The organism is Microbacterium atlanticum (assembly GCF_015277815.1).
Taxonomy (GTDB): domain Bacteria; phylum Actinomycetota; class Actinomycetes; order Actinomycetales; family Microbacteriaceae; genus Microbacterium; species Microbacterium atlanticum.
Genome location: NZ_CP063813.1, coordinates 654,530 through 678,793, shown reverse-complemented (window position 1 = coordinate 678,793; position 24,264 = coordinate 654,530). Strand labels below are relative to the sequence as shown.

The 24,264-nt window shown below is 66.6% G+C and carries 21 protein-coding genes; 10 read left to right on the top strand and 11 right to left on the bottom strand.

The genetic code is table 11. The features are described 5' to 3' along the window. The first annotated feature begins 5 nt into the window (after nt 1-5). Nucleotides 6-884 carry a hypothetical protein gene (locus tag IR212_RS02950; RefSeq protein WP_194397524.1) on the top strand — a complete coding sequence of 293 codons (879 nt, stop codon included), beginning with the start codon at nt 6-8 and terminating at the stop codon, nt 882-884. A 540-nt stretch (nt 885-1,424) separates the two neighbouring features. Further along, nucleotides 1,425-2,912, top strand: a complete 1,488-nt coding sequence (locus IR212_RS02945) for a sugar transferase (protein ID WP_228479455.1) — start codon at nt 1,425-1,427, stop codon at nt 2,910-2,912. A gap of 124 nt (nt 2,913-3,036) precedes the next feature. Here the strand turns inward: IR212_RS02945 and IR212_RS17220 are convergent, their stop codons facing one another. From IR212_RS17220 to IR212_RS17320, 8 genes are all read right to left on the bottom strand, one after another. Beyond that, on the bottom strand, nt 3,037-3,549 hold the full coding sequence (locus IR212_RS17220) for an acyltransferase (protein ID WP_194397523.1): 513 nt from the start codon (nt 3,547-3,549) through the stop codon (nt 3,037-3,039). Next, nucleotides 3,500-4,246 carry an O-antigen ligase family protein gene (locus IR212_RS17335; protein WP_420488631.1) on the bottom strand — a complete coding sequence of 249 codons (747 nt, stop codon included), beginning with the start codon at nt 4,244-4,246 and terminating at the stop codon, nt 3,500-3,502. Before IR212_RS17335 ends, IR212_RS17220 begins: the two co-directional genes overlap by 50 nt. Nucleotides 4,247-4,944: 698 nt before the next feature. Beyond that, nucleotides 4,945-5,301, bottom strand: a complete 357-nt coding sequence (locus IR212_RS17330; RefSeq protein ID WP_420488630.1) for an acyltransferase — start codon at nt 5,299-5,301, stop codon at nt 4,945-4,947. Nucleotides 5,302-5,495: 194 nt separating this feature from the next. Beyond that, entirely contained in the window at nt 5,496-6,320 is an 825-nt protein-coding gene (locus IR212_RS02925) for a glycosyltransferase (RefSeq protein ID WP_194397520.1), read from the bottom strand. A 20-nt stretch (nt 6,321-6,340) separates the two neighbouring features. Beyond that, the gene (locus IR212_RS02920) at nt 6,341-7,639 is read right to left on the bottom strand and encodes a lipopolysaccharide biosynthesis protein (protein ID WP_228479454.1); all 1,299 of its coding nucleotides are present in this window, start codon (nt 7,637-7,639) and stop codon (nt 6,341-6,343) included. 4 nt (nt 7,640-7,643) lie between these two features. Continuing rightward, a complete protein-coding gene (locus tag IR212_RS17325; protein WP_194397518.1) occupies nt 7,644-8,822 on the bottom strand; it encodes a glycosyltransferase family 4 protein in 1,179 nt (392 codons plus the stop codon). Further along, nucleotides 8,815-9,921 carry a glycosyltransferase family 4 protein gene (locus IR212_RS02910; protein WP_228479453.1) on the bottom strand — a complete coding sequence of 369 codons (1,107 nt, stop codon included), beginning with the start codon at nt 9,919-9,921 and terminating at the stop codon, nt 8,815-8,817. Before IR212_RS02910 ends, IR212_RS17325 begins: the two co-directional genes overlap by 8 nt. Nucleotides 9,922-9,926: 5 nt before the next feature. Continuing rightward, entirely contained in the window at nt 9,927-10,553 is a 627-nt protein-coding gene (locus IR212_RS17320) for a WecB/TagA/CpsF family glycosyltransferase (RefSeq protein WP_420488629.1), read from the bottom strand. A 334-nt stretch (nt 10,554-10,887) separates the two neighbouring features. Here IR212_RS17320 and gmd point away from each other — a divergent pair, with 334 nt between their 5' ends. The 3 genes from gmd to IR212_RS02890 are packed head-to-tail and all read left to right on the top strand — an operon-like array spanning nt 10,888 to nt 13,239. Beyond that, nucleotides 10,888-11,934: a GDP-mannose 4,6-dehydratase gene (gene gmd / locus IR212_RS02900; RefSeq protein WP_194397515.1), complete on the top strand. Its 1,047-nt coding sequence runs from the start codon at nt 10,888-10,890 to the stop codon at nt 11,932-11,934. Then, entirely contained in the window at nt 11,931-12,944 is a 1,014-nt protein-coding gene (locus IR212_RS02895) for a GDP-L-fucose synthase family protein (RefSeq protein ID WP_273542109.1), read from the top strand. The genes gmd and IR212_RS02895 overlap by 4 nt, the downstream gene beginning before the upstream one ends. Before the next feature lie 19 nt (nt 12,945-12,963). After that, nucleotides 12,964-13,239, top strand: a complete 276-nt coding sequence (locus IR212_RS02890) for a Dabb family protein (RefSeq protein ID WP_228479452.1) — start codon at nt 12,964-12,966, stop codon at nt 13,237-13,239. Between the two features lie 46 nt (nt 13,240-13,285). On the opposite strand, the gene IR212_RS02885 is transcribed toward IR212_RS02890, so the two are convergent. Next, nucleotides 13,286-13,735: a hypothetical protein gene (locus tag IR212_RS02885; RefSeq protein WP_194397513.1), complete on the bottom strand. Its 450-nt coding sequence runs from the start codon at nt 13,733-13,735 to the stop codon at nt 13,286-13,288. Then, nucleotides 13,732-15,654 (bottom strand): hypothetical protein, encoded by a 1,923-nt coding sequence (locus tag IR212_RS02880; RefSeq protein ID WP_194397512.1) that lies wholly within the window; start codon nt 15,652-15,654, stop codon nt 13,732-13,734. The genes IR212_RS02885 and IR212_RS02880 overlap by 4 nt, the downstream gene beginning before the upstream one ends. Nucleotides 15,655-16,047: 393 nt before the next feature. On the opposite strand from IR212_RS02880, the gene IR212_RS02875 reads away from it, so the two are divergent. From IR212_RS02875 to IR212_RS17215, 5 genes are all read left to right on the top strand, one after another. Further along, nucleotides 16,048-17,532 carry an HNH endonuclease signature motif containing protein gene (locus tag IR212_RS02875; RefSeq protein ID WP_194397511.1) on the top strand — a complete coding sequence of 495 codons (1,485 nt, stop codon included), beginning with the start codon at nt 16,048-16,050 and terminating at the stop codon, nt 17,530-17,532. Nucleotides 17,533-17,895: 363 nt separating this feature from the next. Next, nucleotides 17,896-19,209 (top strand): UDP-glucose dehydrogenase family protein, encoded by a 1,314-nt coding sequence (locus IR212_RS02870; protein ID WP_194397510.1) that lies wholly within the window; start codon nt 17,896-17,898, stop codon nt 19,207-19,209. Between the two features lie 274 nt (nt 19,210-19,483). After that, nucleotides 19,484-21,268 carry a DUF4012 domain-containing protein gene (locus IR212_RS02865; RefSeq protein WP_228479451.1) on the top strand — a complete coding sequence of 595 codons (1,785 nt, stop codon included), beginning with the start codon at nt 19,484-19,486 and terminating at the stop codon, nt 21,266-21,268. 11 nt (nt 21,269-21,279) lie between these two features. After that, nucleotides 21,280-21,837 carry a cell wall protein gene (locus IR212_RS02860; RefSeq protein WP_194397509.1) on the top strand — a complete coding sequence of 186 codons (558 nt, stop codon included), beginning with the start codon at nt 21,280-21,282 and terminating at the stop codon, nt 21,835-21,837. Nucleotides 21,838-21,964: 127 nt separating this feature from the next. Further along, entirely contained in the window at nt 21,965-22,087 is a 123-nt protein-coding gene (locus tag IR212_RS17215) for a hypothetical protein (protein ID WP_273542108.1), read from the top strand. A gap of 72 nt (nt 22,088-22,159) precedes the next feature. On the opposite strand, the gene IR212_RS02855 is transcribed toward IR212_RS17215, so the two are convergent. After that, the gene (locus IR212_RS02855) at nt 22,160-24,109 is read right to left on the bottom strand and encodes a DUF4012 domain-containing protein (protein WP_194397508.1); all 1,950 of its coding nucleotides are present in this window, start codon (nt 24,107-24,109) and stop codon (nt 22,160-22,162) included. Nucleotides 24,110-24,264: the final 155 nt, after the last annotated feature.

Below are 24,264 nucleotides of genomic sequence, written 5' to 3'. Positions count from 1 at the left end.
CCGGCGTGGCGCGCGTGAGGGGCACCCGCCCCGCCCGTTGGCTTGCGATCGTCGCGATCGTGGCCCTCGCGCTCGGCGTGGGCGCGCTGGCCGTTCTCGCTTACGACCGCGCCACGCCCGAGGCCGCCTCCGGTTCAGCCGCGCCCGTGCCGACGTTCGAGTTCGGCGCGAAGACGCCCACCGCGACGCCGACCGCCGCCCCGGTCGCCCGTGAGGCCCAGCGCCTGCTGTCCGTCGCGAGCGAGCGCTGGTGGCGCGCGACCGTCGGCGTCTGCGGCGGTCCCGCGCCGGTGATCGAGCGATCCGACGACCAGGGCGCGACCTGGGCCGACGTGACGCCGCTATACCGCGGCATCGCGCAGGTGCAGACGCTCGACGCGTTCTCGCCGCTCGACGCCGAGCTCGTCGCCGCGGTCGACGGCTGCTCCGCCGAGGCGCTGCGCACGTACACCGGCGGCGAGTTCTGGGACCCGTACGCCGACGTGCTCGCCGCCTCGCGCTTCATCGAGCCGCTCGATGCCGGCTCGGTGCACCTCCCCGGCCGCAACGTTCCCGCGCCGTGTCCCACCGCGAGCGGACTCCACGCCGCCGGCGATGTGATCGCGCTGCTCTGCGACGACCGAGCCTGGAGCTGGTCGGGCGACGAGTGGACTCAGCTGGCGCCGACGGATGCCTCCGCCCTGGCGATCGACGACACCGACGTCATCGTGGCGCACCGCACTGACGACTGCACCGGTATCACGCTGTCTCGCGAGTCGGCCTCCACGTGCGTCGAGGACATCGATCCCTCCCAGCCCGTCGCGATCTCCGTCGCCGGCGCTGAGGTCTTCGTCTGGTCCGGAGACACGGTCACGAGGACTCCCGCCCCGCCGCCGGTCGAGTAGCGCCGAAGAGGCCGCTACCGCCGGTCGAGTAGCGAGCGAGGAACGAGCCCGCGTATCGAGACCCCGCGGAACTGACCGAACATCCCGCCTCTCCGCCGGTCGAGTAGCGAGCGAGGAACGAGCCCGCGTATCGAGACCCCGCGGAACCGACCGAACATCCCGCCTCTCCGCCGGTCGAGTAGCGGGCGAGGAACGAGCCCGCGTATCGAGACCCCTCAGGATCGCCCAAAGATTCTGGAGCTGAGGCTCGCCGCTTTCCCCTGATCACGTAGCGAACTCGTAACACCACGGTCACGTGGTCAGAACGAGATGAGGGAACGCTCATAATGGAAGTTCCGCCGGCCTTGCCCTCCGGTCCTTCCCCACCTCATTCCGAGCTTCGCTCCCGTCTGCCCCAGGACACCGATGCCGACGTCGTATCTTCCCGAGCGCCCGCCGCCTGCTACCCTGCCCGTAGCAGACGCGAGTCTGCCGACAACAAGAGAAGGCACCGTGACGTCGAATGTTGGGATCGACGCGACGATGATGACGCAGCCTGTGATGAACACAGGCACAGCCGGTGGCGCGGAGCGCTCCGGGAAGGCGGCCACCCGTCCATGGCGGCGCGCCTACTCGAGACGGCTGTGGCTGAGCGACTTCCTCGCCCTCGTATGGGTGGTCTTCGGCACCCAGCTCGTGTGGTTCGGGTTCGGCAACGTCGAGGTGTCGATCCGCGAGGACTCTCGTCTCACTGAGGTCTCCTACTGGGCCTTCTCTGCCGTGCTCGTGCTCGCTTGGATGTGGGCGCTGCACCTGGTCGACTCGCGCGACTATCGCGTAATCGGCACGGGCACCACCGAGTACACGCGCGTCGCGCAGGCGAGCTTCACGCTATTCGGGCTCATCGCGATCTTCGCCTTCTTGCTCCGCGTCGACGTGGCGCGCGGTTACCTGCTCATCGCCCTACCCGTCGGCATCGTTGTGCTGGTCTTGGAGCGCTGGCTGTGGCGCCAGTGGCTGATCGCCCACCGCTCGATGGGCGAGTACTCCGCCAAGGTGCTTCTCGTCGGCTCGATGGACTCGGTGGCCGCGATCGCACGCGAGCTCGACCGCTCCCCGAGCGCCGGCTACCGCGTGGTCGGCGCGTGCGTGCCTTCCGGCAGGATCGCCGACATGATTCCCGGCACCACCGTGCCGATCATGGGCAACGTCAACGCCGTGGATAGGGCGATCGAGGCGACGGATGCCGACACCGTCGCTGTCACAAGCACCGACGACCTGCCGCCGACTAAGGTCAAGGAGATCTCCTGGGGTCTCGAGGCCGGTCGCCAGCACCTCGTGCTCGCGCCGAGCATCATGGATGTCGCAGGCCCGCGCATTCACACGCGCCCCGTCGCCGGACTTCCCCTTATTCACGTCGAAACCCCGAAGTTCACACGCGGTCAGCGCTTCGCGAAGCGGACGGGCGACATAGTCATCTCTCTCGTCGGCGTCGTCTTCATCAGTCCGCTGCTCGCGGGTCTCGCCCTCGCCGTTCGGCTCTCCTCGGAGGGCCCGGTGCTCTTCCGTCAGACGCGCGTCGGCTACCGCGGCAAAGAGTTCACCATGCTCAAGTTCCGCTCGATGGTCATAAACGCGGAAGAGCTACTCGCGAACCTCGCCGCGCAACAGCGCGACTCCGGCAACGAGGTGCTCTTCAAGATGAAGAACGACCCTCGCGTCACACCGATCGGCCGTCTCATGCGCAAGTACAGCCTCGATGAGCTCCCCCAGCTCTTCAACGTCCTGAACGGATCTATGTCGTTGGTTGGCCCCCGCCCACCGCTGAAGAGCGAAGTCGCGCAGTACGCCGACCACGTGCATCGGCGCTTCCTTATGAAGCCGGGAATCACTGGGGCGTGGCAGGTCGGCGGACGGTCCGCCCTGTCGTGGGAAGACTCGGTTCGGCTGGACCTTGCTTACGTTGAGAACTGGTCCCTACTAGGCGATCTCGTGATCATCGCCAGGACTGCAAAGGCCGCTCTGGCACCGGGAGAAACGGCGCACTGAGGTACGTCGAAGTCCGCCTATGCATCGGTTGCAGGCGCGGTCACCCCTCGTAGACGCAGTCACTTTCTTTCGGCGCCTATCATCGTTGACCTTAGCGCCGGAACTCTTGTGAAACTCTAGGCGCCTACGGGCGGCGGGGGCCCCACTCAAACTCGGCCGATCGGCGGCGCCAATACTCGTCGGTTGTTGCGAGGATCCGAGCCGGGTTGCCTGCGGCGACCGAGTCGGCAGGGACATCGTTCGTGACTACAGCCCCGGCGCCGATGATGGCTCCGTCGCCGATGGTCACCCCGGGCAGGATCATCGCGCCCATTCCGACGAACGCTTGCCGACCAATCTTGATACCGGCTACACGCGATTTCTCCCGGTCGGACTGACCGAGTCGCCGTTCTGCGACTCGGTCCAGACTGAAATCGTGTGTAAGTAGGCGCACACCATGGCTGATGACACACCTGTCGCCGAGCGAGATGATCCCCGGACGGCTGAGGTCCCAGTAGACGCGGGAACTTACCCACAACGGCACACCCTCGAGCTTTACACCTGAAAGGCGCAGAACGGCCGCGGAAACCCGTCGATACGCCCGTTGACTAATCTTGTCGACGACCGCGAGAAGGGGAAGGACGCGCGTTAGGTTCATAGTCAGTCCTCAGCGGAAGCGCGAGCATAGTGGAGTCGTCGGCTCTAGGGAGAAGACGGGTCAATTCCCCGCGATTCCCTTCCATTACCGTGATCATGAGCCCAGCCATCGGAAGAGTAAGTGCCGCGGGAAAGGCTTCAAGGAGATTGTAGCCCGACGCTGCGACAACGTAAGCGGCGATAAGGGTGGGGCCTAGAATGGCGCCTCGTTGAAGCGCAGGTATGAGGATGCTGGCCAGCAGAAGGAGCAGCAGCAACGTACCAGGCACGCCCAGCGAAACCACGACCTGCATGGCGGAGCTTTCGAGAGGGAAGCTGGCGTAGGCACCTCCCACACGTTGGAGGGCAAGGTCAGATGAGCCGGGGCCTGTGCCCAACCCCGACGTCACGGCCAGCATCGGCTGCAGAAGATCGACATAGGCGAATCGCAACGCTGCCGATCCTTCCGCCTCAGCTTCGTTCCGTGTCGCCTGCCCAAGCACAGACGGACCAAGCGCGATAGCCGCGCAAAGAATCGTTGTAACGGCAACGATTGCTCGGGTCGCGTTTCGACGCGAGCGCCGGAATAACGTTAGCAGGAGCGCGAACGCGATACCGCTTGCTGCAGCTAAGAGAGCGCTCCTGGAGGCGGTCGCAGCTGTTCCCGCTAGACACACAAGGAGGACAGGTAGCCACCGAAGTCTGCCGCTCCTAATCATGAGTCCAAAAGCAAGTGCGGACGCCATCGCAAGAAACGTCCCTGTGAGAAGAGGGTGTCCGATCGACGTCATCGCGCGGTAGATGCCCCACTTCTGCACGAGGGGCGTGGGCGAGGCTGCGAAAAAATCGGCGAGAGGATTGGCGCGGATGTACAGCTCGATCACGGACCACACAGACCAAATCGCCCCCACTACCGCGATCGTTGACACAACTGGGGAAAGGGCTACGGGGTACGAGGCCGTCAACGGCACAATGAGCACCGCAAGGGCGAGCGCCGCTGTCCAGGCAAGACCGGTGGCAGGCGAACCTACGTCGCCGAGCAGCGAGACGAGAGCGCAGTACGCCACCAGCAAGCCGCCGAGCATCCAAGGCAGCGAACCGAGCCATCTGGTCCGCTGTGGGCCTCGCACCGCCGCGACCAGGAGCGGCAACAATAAGAACGGGCTGACGATCCGGACGAAGTCGGGAGCACTCAGATAAGAGGTTGGCAGGACGATAGAGGTGGACGCGAGCGCGAGCGGGAACGCTGCCGGCGTGAAACGGACTAGCGCGCCTACGGCTACCGCCCCGAGGATCGCTGCCGCAAGGGAGCGGGTTTCCAAGCTTGCCCACGTCACCGCGACGACCAGGAAGCTGAACAAAAGCCCCCACCCGAGGCCGCGTAGGTGAGGGTCATGATGATGAACCCGCATGTGTGTCATCCGCGAGTCATGAGCGGAGCGAAGCTCGAGTCTGCGATCGAGTCCACCATTTCTCGGTAGTCGGATCCCCGTCGTGCAGACTCTGGCATCCAATGGCTAAGAACTCGAGTACGTAATTTGGCCGTGTCTCCGATGATCCGCGCAGGATTCCCTGCAACCACTACCCCTGCTGGCACGGACCGACTGACGACAGCGCCCGCGGCCACGACACAATCGGCACCGACGTCCACGCCCGGGAGCAGGGTCGCACGTGCACCGATGAACGACCGGGAACCGATTCTGATCGGGGCATACCTATAGCGCCGCCCCTTTTCATCAGCGAAAAGCCAACCCGTTCCGTCGTGCGTGATCATAAGGACATCTGTGCTAACGGTAACGTCGTCGCCGATCTCAACCATCCAGTGCTCTGACGCGACATTACAGGAATAGATCCGGCAATTGCGGCCGACCTTCACGCCGAGCTTACGAGCGGCGGCCGAGCCGCCTAGGAATCGCGCCCATAGAAAGAACCGCCTTGTAGGCGAGATGAGTGCCATGAGACTACCAATCATTGAGAAATCTGCCGCTTGATTCGCCTGTCCAAATTCGACCGTTGGGCGCGCGGCTCTGCGCGGGCTAGTCCTCTTAGGAGATTAGCAAGTCCATCGAGCTCACTGGATCGCCCCCCATCCAGGAGGTCTTGGTACCAGGTCGCCGAAGCCCCAAGCAGACTTTCGGCGAACCTTTCGTAACTCTCGCGAAGCGCCGGTTCGGCGAGCGCCCTCTTCCGCCAGGCCTGTATCTTCGTGACCTGGCCCACGTGGTGACGGTACATCAGAGCCGGCAACGGCAACCTGCACATGCGGCTACCCGCGGCTGCGATGCGCAGCCATAGGTCGTAGTCCTCTGCAAGGACCTCCCGATAGCCGCCCACCGACTCGATGGCGCTCCTACGCGCGAGCATTGTGGGGTGGGAGAAGGGATTCTCGATAGCGAGGGTCAGATTGAAGACCCGCGGGCCGAGGTAGATCGGGTCTGTCGGCCTGGGGATCGTGGAGCCGAAATGTACGATACCCGTGAAGACAACATCCAGGTACTTGAGGGCGTACATCTGGTAACGGAAGCGCCACGGCAACGACACGTCATCAGCGTCCATGCGCCCCACAAACTCGCTGCTTGTGGACTCCAAGCCGAGCGAGAGCGCCGAGGCGACTCCACCTGACTCCTCGCGCGTAATGACGCGAAGGCGCGAGTCGTGGACACTTGACAAAGCCAACTGCGTGCCGTCCCTGCTTGCATCGTCAATCACCACTAACTCGGCATCTTGAGGAAGGGCGCGAAGCGTGGACGACGCAGCCGAGCGAACCGTGTCCTCTGCATCTCGAACGGGCATCAAGATAGAAATTCTCGGCATCATGCCCCAATCCCGAAGCGTCCCGACAAGAACGAATACCCCACACCAGCGACGATTGCACCGATGCCCGTGGCCGCTACCGACCACCATCTGAGTCGCCTGGACAACAGGTTCCCGGCCAACCATGACCTCGCTATCAGGGCGATGATGTCGCGGATCCATGCAAGGATTGCCCCAAGCACGAGGGATTGTGCGAACCCATACCCGGCGGCCAAGGACAGCCCTACACCCATAATCTGCCAAGGGACCAGCGCACGCGCGCGGGCCTCATCGATGATGGCGGCCGAAAGCGACCACGTCGCAGCGGCGGGTGCCGCCGAAGCCGCAAGAAGTGGGACAAGGGCTATGGCTGGCGCCCACGGGCCGCCGAGCAGTGGAGCCACCACGAATGCTGTGAGGACGCTGACTAGCGCCTGCAGCACGAGCGCACCCGTCAGTAGGCGGGGCAGATAACGGTCGAGGACCGCACGCTTCAGTTCCCGAGAGTCTTGTTTCGCGAGTTCTGCGCGCAACAAGTTCACATATCCAAGTAGCGCTGCGTCGATCGGAGTTCGCGCTAGGGAAGCCGCAATTGACAGCTGTCCGAGCACTGCCGCACTTCCCATGATCGCGACCACAAGTCGGTCAGCCTGTCCCTGAAGCCAGCCCATCGCCCCGTTGATCGATGTGGGGAGTAAGTAGCGGCGCCAGAGTCGCGTAGACCCGAGCGTTGGGTGAGGGAAGTTTCGCTTTCGAAGCTGGAGCGCGAACAGCCCTTCTGCCGCTAGTGACTGCAAACTTGCCGCCCCGATTCCCACGACTGGAGCAAGTGGGACGGCAACTATTATGGAAATTGAGGAGCCAATCGTTTGTGCTTTGGATACCGCGCGCCACTCGCCTGCGGCTTGCGCAGCGCATAGGCGGGGAAGAACGGCACCGCAGATGACGGGCACGCCCAGAAGCGGCACCAACTTGGCCGACTGATGCCACTCGATGGCGCCTGCGGCCGGAGCCACCACCAAGAAGACCGCCATCACAATAAAGCCACCCGCCGATGATGCCAGCGCTGCTCGACGCATGAGGGCGGCGCCACCCTCATGCCTACTAGCCCGAACTCCCACCTGTCGGGCCGCTTGCTCTCCAACGGCAAGGACGAAAGTCAGCACGAGCATCGCCATTGCATAAGCACCGGCGTCACTAGGGCTAACGAATATTGCTACGATCAGGCCGGTCGCCGCGCTTGCACCGCGACTTACTAGACGATCAAGCACGGCGTGCGTCTGATCGCTCGCTAGATACCGCTTCAGTCGTCGCCACATGCTTCTATGGGTTCGACCAGCGTCTGACCTGAGCGACAAAGTCGGCCGCGACACGCGCTGCGGAGAAATCGTCAACCTGCGCGGCAGCGTTGTGAGAGATCCGATCGGCTAGGGCCGGGTCGTTCAGTACCCTTTCCCACGCTACGGCGAGCGCGTGGGCGTCGCCCGGCGGCGACATCACGGAATCCACACCGTCCGTGCAAAAGTCGTCGAAACCGCTACCTGACGTAGCAGAGACCGGCGTCCCGCTTGCCTTCGCCTCAAGGACGACATTGCCAAACGCCTCCCACGCGGATGGGCAAGTTACGACCGACGCTTGGGCCATCGCCCGAAACAACTCGGGGCCGCGCACATCGCCAAGAAAATGGACACGGCCTTGGGTGTGAGGTCCAGCTAACGCCATCAGCTCTTCTGGACCTGCTTCTCTCCGGGTGTCCCCGCGGCCTCCCGCGAAAATGAAATGCACGTTTGGCATCCGCGCTCCGAGGTGGCCCGCCGCTAACGCTGCTACCGGTGCCCCTTTGCGAGCTTCGAGGCGTCCGACGAAAAGGACAGACGGTTCGTTGGATTCAGCGGGCCAGCCAGCCGGCAGATGACTTTCGCGCGAAAGAGCGCGCACGGTGTCGACATCAATACAATTCCGCACGACCGCGAGATCCACACCCGGGAACAAGTCGCGAGCCCAGTTGGCTATCGCTGAAGAACAGGCTATGGCGCCCTTGGATCGGCGAACTTGAAGATCTTCCAGCGCGATCTGAAGTCTATTCGTGAGGCGTCGCGCAGGGCCCATGCCTGCCGGAGACGCGGTGTGCTCGTTGATGATGCGCATACTGGTCACGAGATTCGTGACCAGTGCAGCGCGCCGCGGGGCGAGCGCCGCAACTCCCTGCCACTCGGGAGACACGACAACCGCAGGTCGAAGTTTGACAACCTCCCACCATGCGATAGCCGCTCGCACAAGTAGCCGAAGTGGGCGAGGCAGTCTCGACGGCCACGCGCGAACGATGATGCCGTTCGTAAAGTGTCCATCTCGGAGCGGGGAGTCGGGGAAGAGCAGAACCACTGGGTCTACGCCCTGCCCCCGAAGTCTGGGAAGCATGGCGGCGTAGCGCCGACCTACTCCCCCCGTCGACTCCGTGACACCAGCCAGTTCCGTCAGAATGACCAGCCATCTGTCACCCATTACGTGCTCCGACTGTTTGGTCGACCAGACGCGCCCAGTGGGCGCGGTATGCCGGAAGCGAGAAATACTCGGCGTGCACTCTTTGAATCGCCGCTCTCCTTTCTGAGCGAGGGCGTCGATCATCGAGCACCCGAGCGGTGGCCGAGGTGAGCGCCCGAAAGTCGCCCGGGTCCACCGCTTCGCCGCAGACCGCGTCGAGGAACATATCTCTGATGCCTCCAAGCGCATAGGCCACGACCGGAGTACCGGCAGCAAAGCTTTCGAGCAGCGTCAGAGGCGCAGCTTCGAACTCATATGCGGTGGGAAATACAAGAACGTCCGCTGATGCAAGCAACGCGTTCTTGCGTTCGCGATCGATGTGGCCCAGGAACTCGATTGCAGCCGGACTGTCGGAGGCCATCGCCTTCAGCTTGGCAAGCTCTCGATGGTCTTCGGTCGATCCAGCGATTAGGAACGACGTTTCGGGGGCGGTTGCTGAAAGCTCACTCGCCAACTCGATGAAGGTCTGCGCGCCTTTCTCCGGCAATAGGTTGGACATAAAGATTACCGTCTTCGCCGTGCCCGCACATTCAGTCACGGAAGGGTGGTGATCCTGGACGGCATTTGGAATCACCACAGCGCTGCGCGGCTTGACCCATGTCACGTCCGCCCTCAGCGTTTCCGTTAGGCAGACGGTCTGATTGCTACCACGGAGCAATCGCGTCACCATCCACCGCCATACTCGCCCTCTCTCCGCGATGCGGAGGAAGCCGACGGTGTGCACGTAGTCGATTCGAGGGACGCGCGCGAGGCGCAGATACTCGCCGATCAGAAGATCGACCAAGAACGAGCCCATTCGATTTGTAACGAAGAACACGACTATGGCGTGCGGCGCCTCCGCGTGCGCGCGCGCAACCCGCATCAGCAGCGACGGAACACGAAAGAACTTCGAGAACGAGAACCGACCGATATCGGCAACATTTGAGCTAAACCTCCGCGACACGACTATCACGTCGATGTCAGAGTCGCGTAACGCGCGCACCAGAGTTTCCGTCATCACGGTAGAGCCATGCACCGGCGGTGGTAACTGGCTTATGATGATGACCTTCCGCGTGGGCATACCAATCACGAGACAGACCGGCTCATACGACTCGACTGGGCCGCTATGGCAAGGAATCTAGTGTTGCCAACGAGGTAGCGCCTCCATAGCCGCCGCGGCTCGGTGAGCAACCTAAAGAACCACTCGAGGCCAAGCTTCCGTAGGGCAGGCGGCGCCTCGGGAACAGTTCCCGCCATAAAGTCAAACGCCGCCCCCACCCCCGCTGCCATCACACCGCAGCGGCGGGCGATGCGATCCGAAGCGAAATCCTGTCGTGGGGAGCCCATGCCAACCCAAACGAGGTTCGCGCCACTCGCCTCAATCCGAGCCACCGCCTCGTCTTCAATCGCGCCTGTAAGCGGGCCAAAGGGCGGCGCCCAAGTTCCCACGACCAGCGCCTGCGGGAAACGGGATTCGACAACCTCCTGAAGCTTCGTCAAAGTGTCTGGCGTCGCACCGATGAAAAAATGACGGACGTCGCGGCCCGCTGACCTTCGCAGTGCGTACTCAAAAGCACTAGGGCCCCGCACATGCGCTGACGCTTTGTCTCGGCGTCGCAATCGGATCAACGCGGCGATCGGAGTTCCGTCGGCGAACGAGATACCTCGAGTTTGAACCAGTGTCGCGTACTCCGCGTCATCGTGTGCGCTCACGACACACCACGCGTTGAGAAACCGTACTGACTCACCGCTTCCTTGCTCCGCGTGGTCAAGAATCCACTCCGTGGCGTCTTCCAAGCTCGCATCGGAAAACGGGATCGCACCGATTCGCACAGTCGCAAACGATCTCGACAATTCGCTCGCCTTCACAAGTCAGCCCTGCGCAAGCCGACCCTAACCGACGCCACGACGGGGCACCGCCACCGTGGCCGGCCGGAGCCCATGGTACCAGGGCCGAGTAAACAGCTTGTTTCTCTGCGTGCGCGCGCCGTATGCCGGAGCGGCAGTCCGTATTGTGGAGCCTACCCATTGACCTCGGAGGAACCTGTTGACTAAGCGCGCACTGATTACCGGCATCACCGGACAGGACGGCTCGTATCTCGCGGAGCTGTTGCTCGCGAAGGGTTACGAGGTGCACGGCCTCATCCGTCGAGCGTCGACCTTCAACACCCATCGCATCGACCACCTCTACGTGGACCCCCACGACCCCGACGCCAAGCTCTTCCTTCACTATGGCGACCTCTCTGACGGCGCTCGGCTCGTCACGTTGATGGCAGAGATCAACCCAGACGAGGTGTACAATCTCGCGGCTCAGTCGCACGTGCGCGTGTCGTTCGACGAGCCGGAGCACACGGCCGATACGACGGGAACCGGCACTATCCGGCTGCTCGAGGCGGTGCGTCTGTCTGGTATCAGCACGCGGTACTACCAGGCGTCGACCTCGGAGCTCTACGGGGCGACTCCTCCGCCCCAGAACGAAGAGACGCCGTTCTACCCGCGGTCTCCCTACGCTGCGGCGAAGCTCTACAGCTACTGGATCACCAAGAACTACCGCGAGGCATACGACATGTTCGCGGTCAACGGGATCCTGTTCAATCACGAGTCGCCGCGCCGCGGCGAGACCTTCGTGACACGCAAGATCACCCGTGCCGTCGCCCGCATCAAGGCAGGCCTGCAGAAGGACATCTACCTCGGCAACCTCGACTCGATCCGCGACTGGGGCTATGCCGCCGAGTACGTCGAGGGCATGTGGCGCATGCTGCAGGTCGACGAGCCCGAGGACTTCGTGCTCGCGACGGGCGTCGGCTACACCATCCGCGATTTTCTCGAGACCTCGTTTGGCCGCGTCGGGCTGGAGTGGCAGGAGTTTGTCAAGTTCGACGAACGATACCTGCGCCCCACAGAAGTGGACGCGCTGATCGGCGACCCGTCGAAGGCCGCCGACAAGCTGGGCTGGACACCCACGATCGACGGCAAGGAGCTGGCGAAGCTCATGGTGGACGCCGACATCGAGGCGCTGGAGAAGGGCCCCGAGTGGATCGACACCGTCGACCTCTCGTCGTGGACATCCGACATGGCGCTGGTCAAGCAGTGAGCGGGTCTTCAGCGATCGACGGCCCCGCGGCCACCGCGTCCGACGGCGTCAACTACACGCCCGGTGAGCTTGATCGCGACGCCACGTTCTACATCGCCGGCCACCGAGGCCTCGTCGGCTCCGCCATCAAGCGTAAGCTTGAAGCTGAGGGATTCGAGAACGTCGTCGGCAAGAGCTCGTCCGAGCTCGATCTCAAGGACCGCGATGCCGTGTTCGGCTACATGGCTGAGACCAAGCCGAAATACGTCGTGCTGGCTGCTGCCAAGGTCGGGGGCATCCTCGCGAACAGCACGTACCCCGTCGACTTCCTGAGCGACAACGTGCGTATCCAAGTCAACGTGCTCGATGCGGCACTGGCAAACGATGTGGAGCGCGTGGCATTCCTCGGCTCGTCGTGCATCTACCCCAAGTTCGCCGCGCAACCCATCCGGGAGGACTCGCTCCTCACTGGCCACCTCGAAGAGACGAACGACGCGTACGCGATCGCGAAGATCGCCGGCATCCTTCACACGCAGGCGGTGCGACGCCAATACGGACTGCCGTGGATCTCGGCGATGCCGACGAATCTGTACGGCCCGAACGACAACTTCTCGCCGAAGGGGTCGCACGTGCTGCCGGCGCTCATCCGCCGGTACGACGAAGCTGCCCGCGCCGGAGCACAAAGCGTGACCAACTGGGGCACCGGCACTCCGCGGCGCGAGTTCCTGCACGCGGACGACATGGCCGACGCGGTGCTGCACCTACTGGAGCACTACGACGGGCCGGAGCAGGTCAATGTCGGCACTGGCACCGACGTCACCATTCGTGAGATCGCGGAAACGATCGGGGGCGTGGTGGGCTTCAAGGGCGAGACCGAATGGGATACGTCGAAGCCCGATGGCACGCCGCAGAAGCTCCTCGACGTCTCGAAGCTGGCCGAAGCCGGTTGGAGGTCGAAGATCGGCCTCGAGGAGGGCCTCGAGCGGACCGTTGCCTGGTACCGCGAGCACGTCGACACGATCCGGCAGTAGACGGTTGTTCAGACACATCGTGCTCTTTCGCATCCACGACGAGGTGCCGGAGCAGGACATTGAGGGCGCGCAGCGAGCGCTGCGCGCCCTCGCCGCGTTCCCCGGAGTGGTCGAGTGGCGTGTCGAGAGGTCGCTCGACAGCCGCAAGGGCACGATCCTCATCGAGGATGCGACGTTCTCCGACAGGAAGGCCTTCGAGACGTTCCGTATCTGCCCGGAGCACGAAGCCGCGGCCTCACAGATGTCGGCGATCTCGGACTGGTGGATCGGCGACTACCACTCAGGCGGCGCCTGACTCCCGTCGTCGCCCGCTGGAGGTCAGGCCGTGCCGTTTCGCCGGTTCAGGACGACGCGAGGTGGCCGAGCAGGCGCTTCACCAGCACGGCGAGGTCTTCGTCCTCGGGCTTCTTGGCCGGCGGAGCCTCGGGCTTCTTGCTGCTCATGATCTGGGGCACGAGCACTGTGCCACGAACGGGAGTCATCTCGGGATCGACGGGGAACCACTCCCTGAGCGACTCGCTGACGGCGGCCACAGAAAGCAGCTTCGCGATCGATTCGGCCAGCGGGTCGTCTTTCACCCGATCCCGCACCGCAGCGTCGAACTCCGCGAGGGCCTTCGTCACACGATCGTGCGCGTCACGAATGTCGGTGAGACTGCTGGTCGTGAGTTCACTCGCTCGGGGGATTTCACTCGCTGCGGCGGTCACGGCCTGGGCTGCGGCATCCAATCGCGATCTTGCAGATGCTGCCTCCTGGCCGGGCTTGGGAAGACCGGCGATCTTGCGCGTCATGGAGAGCCTCCCGTCGATGTGATCTTCCACAGCTGCGCTCGGTGGCACGCCACCGAGTACGCGACGAACGGATCGTGGGCGAAGTCACCGCTCACCGCGAGCGCCGCATCCTCGCAGGCGACACGCTTGGCCACCGGATCGAGCGGGAACGGGGCGGCGGCCGCCGCACGCCACGCGTCACGTTCCCGCCCGAACGCGTCGTCGGCGAGCACCGTCGGCATCGCGAACGACGCCGCATCGTGATCGACCCGGAACTCGTCGATCAGCAGCAGCTGGCGCCGCCGCACGGCCAGCTTGGGCGGCTCGCCCTTCGACGGCGGGCCACCGAAGGTGCGCCGCCGCAGCATCCGGTACGCGGCATCCAACTCCATCTGCGCATCGGGGTCGACCGCCACCTCACCTGCCGCCTCCGCATTCACCGCCGCCACGACGCGCGTCTGAAGCAGCCGCACGAGGAGCGCATTGCGCTGCATCCGCGCCGGTCGCACACGGCCCACCGCGTGGTTTAGCTCGGCCAGCGTGCGGCCGGCAGCAGTGGGAGTCGTCGCGGTCGCTGTCGCTCCGCTCGCTTCGGTGGAGTGCGCCCGCGGCCGGGTCAAGGCGTACTCGTCGTCCCAGAAGCCGCGTGCCCGGGTGAGCTCGTCGATGATCGCCCGATCGAGGAACTCCCGGTACTGCACATGCGGGCGCCACGACTGCGGGTCGTGCACCTTCGGATCGCGGTACGCGAAGTTCGCGAGGGTGGTCCATGCCGCGCGATTCTGCGGATCGAGCTCGACCGAGCGAGCGAGGATCGGGATGCCTCGTGCTCGCGCCTCCCGCGTGGTGGTGAGTGCACTGCTGGCCACATAGTGCAGCGCGATCGACTCGCCGTCGGTCGCCCCCGACAGATGCGCGTCGAACTCCGCGCTGTACCGCGACCGCAGCGCCGCGATCAGCTCTCCGCAGATCTGAGCCGCCAGCAGCTCCGCCGAAGTGCGCTCGGTCACGGTCGCCAGCTCGTCGCCGATCTTGACCCGCTTCGCCTTCACGAGCGCTCCGTTGCGCGAGATCGTCACCGACGCGGACTTCTCGTCGGCGTTCTCGATCGTGAGGCGCCATGGCGTCGACCCGAGGATCGCGCTGACGGCGACCTGGAGCGTCGCGACGACGGTGTTCTTCGAGAGCTCGGTCACCACGCCCGCCGCATCGGTGAGATCGGTTCCCACCGGGAACTCCATGCCGCGGTTCGTCCGCCCGGCCATCCCGTCCATCGCCGCCATGACGTGTGCGGTGTCGAGGCCCTTGCCGTCCGTGGTCCCCTGCAGCTTCACCGTCACGCCCTGGCGGGTGGAGAACGCGAAGGTGAGCGTCGCCACGGTGAGCAGGGCGAGGAGGAGCAGCATCCACCATCCTCCCGAACGGAAGAACACCGCCGCGATGAACGCCTCGAACCCGAGGCCCGCGACCTCGACGCCAGTCGGGCCCTTGCGCGCGCTGATCCACATGCCGCGCAGCGCGATCAGCGCCGGAGTTACCACGGCGAGGATCAGCCCCGTGATCCATGCGAAGCGGCGCGCCCAGCGCTGCGAGCGGACGTCACGCAGCCCCGGCACGAGCGCCAGCAGCCGGGCGATCGCGAGCAGCACGAGAGCGGAGACACCGACGAAGGTCGCGATCGGCACCAGCGCGCCGACATCCTTCGTGAACGCCTCCCAGAAGGTGCCGAGGTCCACGATCGTCGGCGCCGGGGTGGGAGCCGGGGCAGGGCCCAGGCAGGCGACGATCTGCGCCGGATCCCGGTCCGCCCGGGTCAGGAGCTCGACGGCGATGGTCACGGCATCGTCAGCGCCGGATGCCGCAATCCTCGAGGCGGCGTCGCAGATCGGATCAGCAGGCTCCGCCGCCGGTGCGGAGTGCGTGAAGGCGGCGGCGATCACGGCAGCGCCCCGATGTCGACGCTGACGCCCACCTGCACCCGCTGCCTGCGTGGCATCGAGTCCCGCCGTTCGTCAGAGAACCCCCGATGGGAGGAATTCTGGCGGGCGGCGGGGCGTGGCGTCAATGGAGTCGTTCGGCGCGATTGGGGTCGGATGCGGCGGGCGTGGGTTGCGGGCGCCCGGCGTCGATGTCGGAGGCCCCTGTCATGATGGGGTCAGTTGATGAAGCGGTGATCTGAACCGATCTGAGGGTTCGGTCACTTCGTGCCGATGGCGCGTTGAGTGGGTGCTGCCCCTGGTGGGGAATGGGTCGCGCACCTCCGCGCGACCGCGACGATTCGCGCGACATGCGCGACGAGACGCGAGGCGCTGCCGGCGCCCGAAGGACACGAGATGACCGACGCAGCACGCGACAAGGCCGAGGCGCAGCGCGCGGGCGAGCTCGCTGACGAGCTGCGCCGGATCCAGGCCGAAGAGGCCGCTCTGCACGCCCGTCGCATCCACGTGCTGGCCGAGGCGTTCGCCATCACCGAGGCGCAGACTTCTCGAATCGCCTCCTCCGCCTCGAAGGAGCGCGAGATGCCGTTGCGCTCAATGGCGGCCGAGCTCGGCATGGCCGTGCGCATGAACGATCGCACGATGCAGTCGCGGATGTGGGATGCCTTCACGCTGTGCACATCCTTTCGCGTAACGACGACGGCGCTCGAAGAGGGACGCATCACCCAGGCGCATGCCAGCGCCATCCTCGACACCGGTCGGGTCATCGACGAGCCCTCCGCGCGCGCCGCGTTCGAGCAGACCGTGCTCGGCTATGCCGAGACCACCACTCCCGCGCGCACCCGCGCCTACGCCCGGTCGCAGGCCGACGTGTTCAACCCCCTCACGATGCAGGAACGGCACGATCTCGCGGTGCAGGGCCGCCGCATCTGGGTCACCGACCTCGACGACGGCATGTCACTTCTGCACCAGCTGCTTCCCACCGTGATCGCGCACGGCATCCTCGACCGCACGACGCGACAGGCCCGGCTCATCATGAGCGTCGACCGTGCCCGCCGCCGCGCGTTCGCAGATGAGGATCGCGGCGGTGTGGCCTCGGGCGGCGTGGCCTCGGGCGGGGTGGCCCCGGGCGGTGTGGCCTCGGGCGGGGTGATCGGCGTGGACAACGGCGGCTGGGCAGGCGGCCCGCGGTGCGCGGGTGACGCGTCGCTGTCGAAGGATGCCTCTCCCGCGGCGTCAACGGAGCCGGACGAACCCGTCTGGTTCGACGACCGCACCCTCGATCAGACCCGGGCCGACCTCGTCGCTGACATGCTGCTCACCGGCGCACCTTGTATCGACCCGGCCGCGGATGCGGCGCCGGGCGGACTCGGCTCGATCCGGGCGCACGTTCAGGTCACCATCCCGGTCACCACCCTCACCGGCGTCACCTCAGGTGGAGCCGAGCTTGACGGCATCGCACCGGTCGACCCCGAGACGGCCCGCCAGCTGGCGGGAAACGCGCCGGGTTGGGATCGCATCTTGACCGATCCGGTGACCGGCATCGTTCTCGCCGTCGACCGCCACGATCCACCACCTGCGATGCGCCGATTCCTGGACGCCCGCGACAGACACTGCCGCGCGCCCGGATGCCGCAGACCGGCCCGGCAATGCGATCACGACCACACCATCGACTATGCGCTCGGCGGCCGAACCGAGTACGGCAACCTCGCCAATGTGTGCAAGCGACATCACACCTTGAAGCACGCGTCGCGCTGGACGGTGCGCCAACTGGCCGGCGGAACACTGGAGTTCACGAGTCCGTCCGGCCGGGCCTACTCCGACACCCCCACGCCACGGGTCGTCTTTCTTCCCAGCGATGAGCCACCGGCACCGTTCTGATCGGCACCGGCGTGCAGTCCTCGACCAATGACAGAGCAGCGCGCCAGCTCCCGTCAGTGCAAGAGGGCGAGAGCGGCGACCGGCCGACGAGCACGGCAAGACCCGCGCGCTATCCCTCACCGCACCCGGCCGCCGAGCGGCCGTCGACATCACAGCCACCCCGGTGGACTCCGCGGAGGTCATCGACACGAGTCCCGCACGGGGATCGCGGTGCCCCGCGCGTCGCGGCCCCGCACGCCACCGCTGGGCGACGCAGACCCCGCGGGACGCGGAGCGACGTCATCGAGCGGGCCGTTGTGACATCTGCGCCACACAACTCTGCTAGGAAGGATGCCGTTGCCTGTCGCCTCGGAACGGAGAACAATGCGCCTTTCGGTCATCGGCTGCGGATACCTCGGAGCCGTGCACGCGGCTGCGATGGCATCCATCGGCCACGAAGTGGTCGGCATCGACGTCGATGAACGCAAGATCGCGTCACTGTCCCGGGGCGAGGCGCCGTTCTTCGAGCCCGGCCTGCAGGAGATCCTCACCGAGGGCATCGCCTCGGGCCGCCTCACCTTTACGACCGACATGGCGGCGGCGCGGGGCGCCAAGGTGCACTTCGTCGGCGTCGGCACCCCGCAGCAGAAGGACGGGTACGCCGCCGACCTCACCTACGTCAACGCCGCCATCGACGGGCTGCTCCCCTTCCTCTCCGCGGGCGACATCGTCGCAGGCAAGTCGACCGTCCCGGTGGGCACCGCCGCGGGCCTCGCGCCACGCGTCGAGAAGACCGGAGCGGTGCTCGTGTGGAACCCCGAATTCCTCCGCGAGGGCTGGGCGGTGCAGGACACCATCGACCCGGACCGCCTGGTCGTGGGGATCGGCGACACCGGCCGCGCGGACGTCGACCCGGCCGCAGTGCTGCGGGAGGTCTATCACCCGTCCGTTGCGAAGGGCACCCCGTTCATCGTGACGGACCTGGCCACCGCCGAACTCGTCAAGGTCGCCGCCAACGCCTTCCTCGCCACGAAGATCTCGTTCATCAACGCGATGGCGGAGATCGCCGAGGTGACCGGCGCCGACGTCACGCAGCTGGCCGACGCGATCGGGCACGACGCCCGCATCGGCCGCCGATTCCTCGGCGCCGGCATCGGCTTCGGCGGCGGCTGCCTGCCGAAGGACATCCGCGCGTTCTCCGCCCGTGCCGAAGAGCTCGGGCGCGGCGAATCCGTCGCATTCCTGCGCGAGATCGATGCCATCAACCTCCGCCGCCGCGACCGCGCCGTCGACCTCGTCGTCGACGCGTTGGGCGGGTCGGTCTTCAAGAAGAACGTCACGGTGCTGGGCGCCGCCTTCAAGCCGCACAGCGACGACATCCGAGACTCCCCCGCTCTGGACGTCGCGGTGCGCCTGCACGGCCTCGGCGCCTGGGTGACCATCACCGACCCCGCCGCGCTCGAGAACGCCCGCCGCCAGCACCCGCAGCTGAACTACGTCGAAGACCGCGACGAAGCCATCCGCGGCGCCGACGCCCTCATCCTCGTCACCGAGTGGGACGAATACCGTCGCCAGTTGTCTCCGGACCACGCATCGACCCTCACCGAGGGCCGCATCGTCGTCGACGGGCGCAACGGCCTGGACGCCGGCGCGTGGCGCGCGGCGGGGTGGACCTACTACGGGATGGGGCGCCCCTGATCCGATCTGCGCTCGCGATCCGGGCGGAGCGAGGGCCCCTCGCTCCGCGGGAAAGTTGTCCCCCTTATGGGGGACAAGCCGGAGTAGAATAGTGCTACGGACCGTCCCCCTCAGCGTCGCCCAACCGGCGCCGAGTGGGACGATCTTGTTCAGGCTACCCACCTCGGTGCGCAGCCGGTACGTCGGGATTTCGCAGATCGCGGTAGTCCCGCTCGCGAAATAGTCGGCCGTCAGCGCGTGAAATGACACCTGCGGGGTCGCTTAGGCTGACGGAGTGACTGCCTCCGCGACCGCCTCGTCTGCACGCGTCGCGGCGATCGTCTTCGCGGTCGCCCTCGGTGCGGTTCTGGTCGCCATCATCACGGTGTCGGCATGGGTCGGCATCCGGGCCGTGCTCGCCTACGCGCATCTGCGAGCCGCGCAGGAGGCGGCGACCACCGTGCGGGAGAGTCTCACCGACCCCGCCGCCGCTGTCGATGCGGTCACGGGAATCACGGCCGACACCGCGGCGGCGCATGCGCTGACGTCCGACCCGGTGTGGCTCCTCGCCGAGGGGCTTCCGTGGGCCGGGCCGCAGCTCGCCGCCGTCGCTGACGTCGCCCAGACGCTCGACGGCCTCACCGGCACCGCGCTCGAGCCGCTCGCCGACGCCGCAGCCGGGTTCGACGTTGACGGTATGCAACCCGGACGAATCGACCTGGCCCCGATCGCGGGAATGACGTCGGCCGCGACGACGGCGACGGCGGGGATCGCCGAGGCCGAGGCATCCGTCGCCGCCATCGACCGCGGACCGCTCCTTCCTCCGGTGCGCGACGCCGTCGAGGAACTCGATCGTCTGCTGGGCGAGGCGGCCGGCGCCACCGACACCGTCGCGCGGCTCACCGCTGCCCTGCCGACGATGTTCGGCTCCGAGCAGCCGCGCCACTACCTGCTGCTGTTCCAGAACAACGCCGAATGGCGCTCGCTGGGGGGCATCCCCGGCGCGATGGCGCTGCTGCGGGTGGAGAACGGATCGCTCTCCCTCGTGGGACAGGCGTCGACGAGCGACTACCGCCGATTCGACCAGACGGTGCTGCCCCTCGACCCCGAGGTTGAGCAGATCTACGGCCGACGACCGGGACTGTTCATTCAGAACGTGACGCTCGTGCCCGACTTCCCGACCTCGGCCGCGCTCGCCCGCGAGATGTGGGCGCGTGAGCACGACGGGCAGCAGGTCGACGGCGTCATGACCCTCGACCCGGTGTCGCTGTCATACCTGCTCAACGCGACGGGACCGGTGACCCTCCCCACCGGCGACGTGCTCACGTCGAAGACGGCGGTCAAGCAGCTGCTGAACGAGCCGTACCTCCGGTACGAAGACCCGCGTGAACAGGACGCCTACTTCGCCGCAGCGGCGGCAACGGTCTTCGGGAGCCTGACCGCCGGCGAGCCGAAGGCTGGACCGCTGCTCAAAGCGCTCGTGCGGGCGGCAGCGGAGCGGCGGCTGATGCTGTGGAGCGCGCACGAGGCGGAGCAGTCCCACATCGCCGGCACCCCGCTCGCGGGGACGCTGCCTGTCAGCGACGCCGACGTCGCGCGCTTCGGGGTGTTCGTCAACGACGGCACCGGATCGAAGATGGACTACTACCAGTCGCTCGCCACGACCGTCGGGTGGGACGCGTGCGTGCCCGCCGATGACGGCGCGGCCACCGGCGACGCCACCCTCACGGTCACGGTGAAGAACTCCGCTCCGGCCGACGCCGCGTCGCTTCCCGCGTACATCACGGGCGACGGCGCCTTCGGGGTGCCCGCCGGGATCACCCGCACCGTCGGCTATATCTACCTCCCCGAGGGCTTCGAGCTCGTCGGGGCCGAGATGACAGACGGGTCGGGATTCGGCGGCGGCACACACGCCGGCCGGCGTGTGCTGAGCTTCACCGTCGACCTGGCGCCTGGGGCATCCGTCACCGCCGTCGTCACCGCACGCGCAACGTCACCCGTCGCGCCCACGGTCGAGGCGCAGGCGACACCCACCATCAAGCCCCAGGCAACTTTTGCCGCGACCTGCGATTTTCCGTAGGCTCTGACGTGATGAACGCGACGTCCCCACACTCCCGCTTCATCGCGACCACCGTTGCGACCGTCGTCGCGGCCTTCCTCGCGCTGACGCCCACCGCTGCCTCCGCCTCCCCCATCTACCCGCCGTCCGACTCGTGCACCACATCTCCGGCGAGCGTGGAGGCCGGCGGCACCGTCGCGTTCGAGTGCGCCGAAGCGACCTTCTCCGGGGACGAATCCGTCACCATCACGGTCACCGGTGAGAACGGGGCGGACGCCCGCATCGGCATGGTGCGCTTCGACATCAGCACCGCGAGCGAGATCGTGACCTCGGAGGCCGACGGGTCGCTCGCCGCCATCGACATCACGCTGCCCGCGGACTCGAGCGGCACCTACAACATCGCCGCGGTGTCGGCGTCGTCGGCGGGCGGCACGGCCGCGGTCTCGGTCGTCTCGGCAAGCGGCCTGCCGGCCACGGGCCTGGACAGCCAGTCGACGATGGGCCTCTGGATCGGCGGCGGGGCACTCGTGCTCGCGGGCGTCGCACTGGCTGGCGCGGCCGTGTGGCGGCGCACGCGCGACAACATCTGACGCCACCGCACGCGCTTGTCCCCCGAAGAGGGGACACGGCGCGATTCTTCGACACGCCGCCGCCCAACCTATGCTTGACGGGCCCGGTCGTCACCGGCGCGCCCGCCCTCCCCGTCAGCGTCCCCCCGTGCTACGAAAACTGCTCTACATGCTCCTCGCCCTTGCCGCCGCGGCCGTCGTCGTCCCCGCCGCGTACTACGTGCTCGCCGTCGTCGGCTCCCACAAGGCCGCCACCCACTACTACGGCTGAGCGTCGGCGACGAGCAGTCCCGCCTCGAGCAGGTGGTGGCGGCATCCGTCACCTTCCCGGAACGGCGCGCGCTCAGTTGTCGGCCGGCGGGAAGAGCTGGTCGCACGACGCGTCGATCGTCACCGGCGTCGCCGCCGCCGTCGGCGTGTACCGCAGGTTCAGCGGCCCCAGCGCTCCCTGCGGCAGCGCGACGGTGTACGAAACGGTGCGGGTCTCACCCGGGGCGAGGAAGATCGTCTTGCTCACCGCGGTGTTGCCCTTCTCGACGCCGCTGCGCTCCCATTGCGCGACCTCGCCGGTCGCCGGGTCGGTGCTGACGATCTGCGCGCCGGGCGGGGCGAAGAACAGCACGTCGAGCATCATCGTGTTGCCGGGCAGCCCGAAGCTGCCGTTGCGCAGCCCCAGTGTGTAGTAGCCGCCGACGTCGGGCGTCACGGAGCTCTGCAGCGACATCGACGTCGTGATGGTGCGCGCCGCGGGATCGCACGTCGCGGTGAGCGAGTTGGCGAGGTAGTACTCGAGCTTGCTGACCGCGGAATCGTTGAGGTAGATGCCGAGCTGCGTCTGCGCCGACGTGTCGGGCGCGAGCGCGCCGTCGACGTCGAACTCGGTGGCCAGCGCCTGCGCCGCGGGATCGCTGAACGACAGGTAGACGCGCTGCTGCTCGGCCGACGCCTCGAGCGCGTCGAGCATCTTCATCGGATCCCACGACGAGGTGGTCAGGTGATCGAACACGCGTTTCGCGGCATCCGCGAAGAAGGCATCGGATGCCGCACCGTCCAGCGGGAACCGCTTGTACACGTCGCTCAGCAGCAGCTGGACCGCGTTGTCGGCGGTCAGCTGCTCCCCCGTGCTCAGGGTCACAGGGCCGGCGACCGCGAGCAGCTGCGACAGCACCACCGGGTCGATCGAGATGACTCCGTCGATGGTCGTGCCCGTGGTGCTCGCCCACAGCGACTGGAACAGCGCGGCGGTCGTGGGGAAGTCGGGCGTGAAGTTGAAGTCCTGCGAGTGCCGCTCGAGCGTCGGCAGGTAGATGCCCGTGGTCTCGTCGGGGAGGTCGACGTGCACGATCTCGGACTTGCCTGCCTGGATGAAGTCCTCCACCGCCGCCTGGTCGACGTACGCCACCTTGCCGTCGGTGACCGTGATCACCATGCTCGCGGCCGGATTGCCGCCGGTCGCGCGGCTCTCGGCGTTGTTCTGGAAGATGAGCATGTAGGTCTTGGTGCCGGCCGCTCCCGCCATGTCGAGGAGGGTCGGCAGGTACTTGTCGGCGGTCGCCATCGCCGGGGCTGCCTGGTCGATCACGTCGAGGATCTCGCCGAGCGGCTCGCCGACCTCGGGCAGCAGCGTGGCGGGGTCGATCGGGTCGATGATCTCCTTCGCCTCGGCGAACGCCGCAGCGATCTCGGGCACCGACCCCTGCACCTGCTTGAACGGCTCGAGGTTGATGCCGCCGCCCTCGACCGTGATCTTCGTGAAGTCGGCATTGGCCATGAACGTGAGACCCGGCGGCAGCGCTCGAGCGACGAGCACGTCGACGGCGCGCGTCACCCGCTGCACCGCATCGACGTTGTGGCCGACGAACGGCACCCGCGCGGCGACATCCCACAGCGGGCCCTCGGTGATCTCGGCGGCCTCCGCCACGTCGGCGGTGACCTGGGCGGCCGTGGCCTGCAGCTGCGCCTCGTCGGCGGTCGTCAGCTGCGCGCTCAGCGTCGTCATGCCGAACTTCGCCCGCTCCAGCGCGCTGCGGGCGACCCGCGCCTCATCCAGGAACTGCAGGCCGAAGTACACCGCGAGCGCGGCGACGCCGAGCAGGACCAGCAGGATGACGAGCATGATCCAGGGCCAGATGCGCCGCCGCTTGCGGCGCGGCTCGGTCGCGGCGTTCGGCGGGTCGGGGGCGAAGAGATCCTCGAGCGAGGGCGCGACGGCAACGCGCTCGGCCTCCCTCCCCAGGGCCGACCGGCGCGACGATTCCTCCAACCCCAGGGAGGCCGCGTCGTGCGGTTCCACGGTGCCATGCTAGTCCGCCGGGGTGCGGGCCGAGCGTGTGAGTTCGCTTTGGATGAGGTAAGGGCTTCGCGGGGTGAGGGCTGTGTCGGGGTGCGGGACGGGTTGGAGTCCGGGTTTGGGGTCCGGCTGGCCGGGGTCGAGGTGCCGGGGTCGGG

Coding starts and splice junctions, on each gene's coding strand:
- IR212_RS02860 (WP_194397509.1), top strand. CDS start 21,280: ATGAACGCGACGTCCCCACACTCCCGCTTCATCGCGACCACCGTTGCG.
- IR212_RS02945 (WP_228479455.1), top strand. CDS start 1,425: ATGAACACAGGCACAGCCGGTGGCGCGGAGCGCTCCGGGAAGGCGGCC.
- IR212_RS17335 (WP_420488631.1), bottom strand. CDS start 4,246: ATGATTAGGAGCGGCAGACTTCGGTGGCTACCTGTCCTCCTTGTGTGT.
- IR212_RS02920 (WP_228479454.1), bottom strand. CDS start 7,639: ATGTGGCGACGACTGAAGCGGTATCTAGCGAGCGATCAGACGCACGCC.
- IR212_RS02925 (WP_194397520.1), bottom strand. CDS start 6,320: ATGCCCGTTCGAGATGCAGAGGACACGGTTCGCTCGGCTGCGTCGTCC.
- IR212_RS17330 (WP_420488630.1), bottom strand. CDS start 5,301: ATGATCACGCACGACGGAACGGGTTGGCTTTTCGCTGATGAAAAGGGG.
- IR212_RS02885 (WP_194397513.1), bottom strand. CDS start 13,735: ATGACGCGCAAGATCGCCGGTCTTCCCAAGCCCGGCCAGGAGGCAGCA.
- IR212_RS02870 (WP_194397510.1), top strand. CDS start 17,896: ATGCGCCTTTCGGTCATCGGCTGCGGATACCTCGGAGCCGTGCACGCG.
- IR212_RS17325 (WP_194397518.1), bottom strand. CDS start 8,822: ATGGGTGACAGATGGCTGGTCATTCTGACGGAACTGGCTGGTGTCACG.
- IR212_RS17220 (WP_194397523.1), bottom strand. CDS start 3,549: ATGAACCTAACGCGCGTCCTTCCCCTTCTCGCGGTCGTCGACAAGATT.
- IR212_RS02875 (WP_194397511.1), top strand. CDS start 16,048: ATGACCGACGCAGCACGCGACAAGGCCGAGGCGCAGCGCGCGGGCGAG.
- IR212_RS02910 (WP_228479453.1), bottom strand. CDS start 9,921: ATGCCCACGCGGAAGGTCATCATCATAAGCCAGTTACCACCGCCGGTG.